Source organism: Phenylobacterium sp., assembly GCF_016793285.1.
GTDB lineage: Bacteria > Pseudomonadota > Alphaproteobacteria > Caulobacterales > Caulobacteraceae > Phenylobacterium.
Map to the genome: position 1 here is coordinate 1 of NZ_JAEUMO010000067.1, position 2719 is coordinate 2719.

Consider the following 2719-nt stretch of genomic DNA (forward strand, 5'->3'; position numbering starts at 1 on the left):
AGAGACCGCAGTCACAGTCAGCGTCGAGATAGTCTGGTTAGGACTATCGCCAAGACGCCGCCGCCTGCGTTTCTCTTTCCAATTCAACGATGTCAAAGACCCGCACCGGCTTTCGCCGAGCCCACTGTTTAGCGCCGGTGGCCGGCGGAGGCGGCTATCTATTGAGCCGTCTCGGTGGTGTCAACCGGCCTTTTCGAGGCTTTGCGACATTTCCGAGAAGCCTCGGATTTGACCGCAAAAATCACCGCGGGCTGCCGAGGGAAGCCCTCTAGGTCCGTGACGATTCGATTGAGGCTCGGGAACATACTCATTTCAGTTCGAAGATCAAGCGCCAAGTTGGCGCCGCGACCACCGGTCCGATTTGAGCCCCGCCCGAGCGGGAGGCGGCTATCTAGTGGCCGACCCCCTGGGTGTCAACCGATCCTTTTCAGGGGATCCGCGGCTGATCTCTGAAAGCTTCAGATCTTCGAGCCGGGCTCCGCTCCAGTGAGTCCGGGAAGCAAGCTTCCCTTTACCCTGAGGCGGAACTGTCGACCTCTCGAAATGTGTCGGCTTCTTCAGGATTTTCAAGAACTTGCGTTCTCTCCGATCCGTCCGTCGCCGCCCCGTTCCGAGCGGAGGCGGCTATCTATTCGCCCCCCCGACCCCCGTCAACACCCTGTCGCAAAGAATCTCGAAGACCGGCGGAATGCCGCGGTCGCGGCGGCCTGGGGCGATCCCGCCATGCCTCGCGCGTATAGGCGCGTTCCTTGCACACGAGCCCCCGCCCCGTCACAACGGGGGACGGAGGCGCGATGCTCTCGCAGAAGGCCAAGTACGGATTGCGCGCGCTCGTGGCGCTTGCGCGGGCCGAGGGCGCGCAGGTGTCCGCAGGCGAGCTGTCGGTGCGCGCCGACGCGCCGCGCAAGTTCCTGGAAGCGATTCTGCTCGAGCTGTCGCGCAACCAGATCGTGGTGAGCCGCCGCGGCAAGTTCGGCGGCTATGTGCTGGCGCGCGCGCCGGACGCCATCACCTTCGCGGAAGTCATCAGGGTCATCGACGGTCCGCTGGCGCTCGCGCCCTGCGTCTCCCCGCGACTCGGCTTCCGCAAGTGCGCCGACTGCCCGGATCTGGCGACCTGCACGCTGCGCGAGGCCCTGGCCCGCGCCCGCGACGCCACCGCCGAGGTGCTGGAGGGCTACACCCTGGCCGACGCCGCGGCGTCGGGCGTGGTGGATCCGGCCGCGTAAGGGCGACCCCCATCCCGTCCCTACCGGCCAATGCCGGGATGAACGGAAGATGTCGAAGTCTCTGCCACGCCGAAACCGGGCGGAGAAGGGTCCGTCCCCTTCCCCGCCCTTTCAGCCGACGCACCGCCGGCTTCTGGCCCTCCGGTGACGGAGGGTATCCCTAGCTGGCGGCGATATAGGCCTTGAGGCCGTCGGCCTCGGCCTCGACCTCGGAGATCTTCCACTTCACCAGGTCGCCGATGGAGACGATGCCGACGAGGCGATCGTTCTTGCAGATCGGCAGGTGGCGGATGCGCCGGTCGGTCATGCGGCCGAGCAGGCTGTCGATCGTCTCGCCCGGCTCGCCGAACAGCACGTTGGCGGTCATGAAGTCGCTGACCGGCCGCTTCAGCACGCCCGCGCCGTGGGCGGCCAGCGCGCGGACGATGTCGCGCTCGGAGACGATTCCCGCCACGCGGTCGACGTCGAGCACGACGAGCGCGCCCACGCCCTTTGCATGGAGGTGCTCTGCGACCGCCCCGACCGTCTCGCCGGGCTTGATCGTGAAGACCGAGTCCCCTTTAGACTTGAGGATCTGTGAGACCAGCATGGGGCCTCCGTTCCGTTGCGTCAGTCGCAGGGAAGCGCAATTTCAGCGCTGACACAATGCACGCGCGCCTCACGCACGCGTGAGGCAGGGGGCACGCGCGCCTCACGCACGCGTGAGGCAGGGGGCACGCGCGATGCAGAGGGGCATGCGCCCGCCACGCACGCGTGAGATGCCGCCTCAGTCGTCCCGGTGGGCCAGCCAGCCGAACGGCTGGATGAGCAGGACGCCCGCCGCGAAGCCGGCCAGATGCGCCTCCCAGGCGACGCCCGCATCCCCGGCGCCGGGGATCAGCAGCCCACCGGTGAAGGCCATGATCACGTTCACGACGATCCAGGCCGCCCCCATGCCGGTGACGGCCTGGGAGAAGATCGGGCCCACCTCCCCCTTGCCGCCGATCAGCCGCGCGGCCGCGCCCATCAGCCCCGACGCCGCGCCGGAAGCGCCGACCATGGCGGCCGGCTGGCCCCAGTGGGCGGCGGCGAAGCCCAGCGCCGCCAGCGCGCCGCACGCCAGGAAGAAGAGGAAGAAGCCGAGGGTCCCCAGGAGCCGCGGCCCGAAGAACCGCGAGACCGGCGCCCCGAAGGCCAGGATGAAGGCCGCGTTCATCAGCGCGTGCGGCCAGCCCCCGTGCAGGAACTGCGAGGTGATCAGCGGCGCGTAATCTCCCCGCAGCAGTTGTTCGGGCGAGAAGGCGTAGGCGTCCGCCAGGAACGGGAACCGCGACTGGACCAGATAGATCGCCAGGATCCCCAGGCAGACGACGACGACGGGCCAGGGCGCGTTGACGATCGGCTCGGACGGCGGCCGGTAGCCGGGCTCCCCCGGCCGCGGCGAAGGCTGCGGTTTGCGGCCGCCGGGCGCCGGCGCTTCGAAGTGGACGACGTGCATCGCTCCCCATGTA

The 2719-nt window shown here is 68.5% G+C and carries 3 protein-coding genes; 1 reads left to right on the top strand and 2 read right to left on the bottom strand.

What is annotated here, in order from left to right:
- The first annotated feature begins 794 nt into the window (after window positions 1-794).
- Window positions 795-1229, top strand: a complete 435-nt coding sequence (locus tag JNL41_RS07010; RefSeq protein ID WP_293473562.1) for an Rrf2 family transcriptional regulator — start codon at window positions 795-797, stop codon at window positions 1227-1229.
- Between the two features lie 160 nt (window positions 1230-1389).
- Here the strand turns inward: JNL41_RS07010 and JNL41_RS07015 are convergent, their stop codons facing one another.
- Both JNL41_RS07015 and JNL41_RS07020 read right to left on the bottom strand, forming a co-directional pair.
- The gene (locus JNL41_RS07015) at window positions 1390-1818 is read right to left on the bottom strand and encodes a CBS domain-containing protein (RefSeq protein WP_293473563.1); all 429 of its coding nucleotides are present in this window, start codon (window positions 1816-1818) and stop codon (window positions 1390-1392) included.
- 177 nt (window positions 1819-1995) lie between these two features.
- Window positions 1996-2719, bottom strand: a 724-nt coding sequence (locus tag JNL41_RS07020) for a rhomboid family intramembrane serine protease (RefSeq protein WP_365697939.1), incomplete at its 5' end; no start/stop codon positions are given.

Bases quoted from the DNA above. Each gene is read 5' to 3' on its own strand.
- JNL41_RS07010 (WP_293473562.1), top strand. From the start codon at position 795: ATGCTCTCGCAGAAGGCCAAGTACGGATTGCGCGCGCTCGTGGCGCTT.
- JNL41_RS07015 (WP_293473563.1), bottom strand. From the start codon at position 1,818: ATGCTGGTCTCACAGATCCTCAAGTCTAAAGGGGACTCGGTCTTCACG.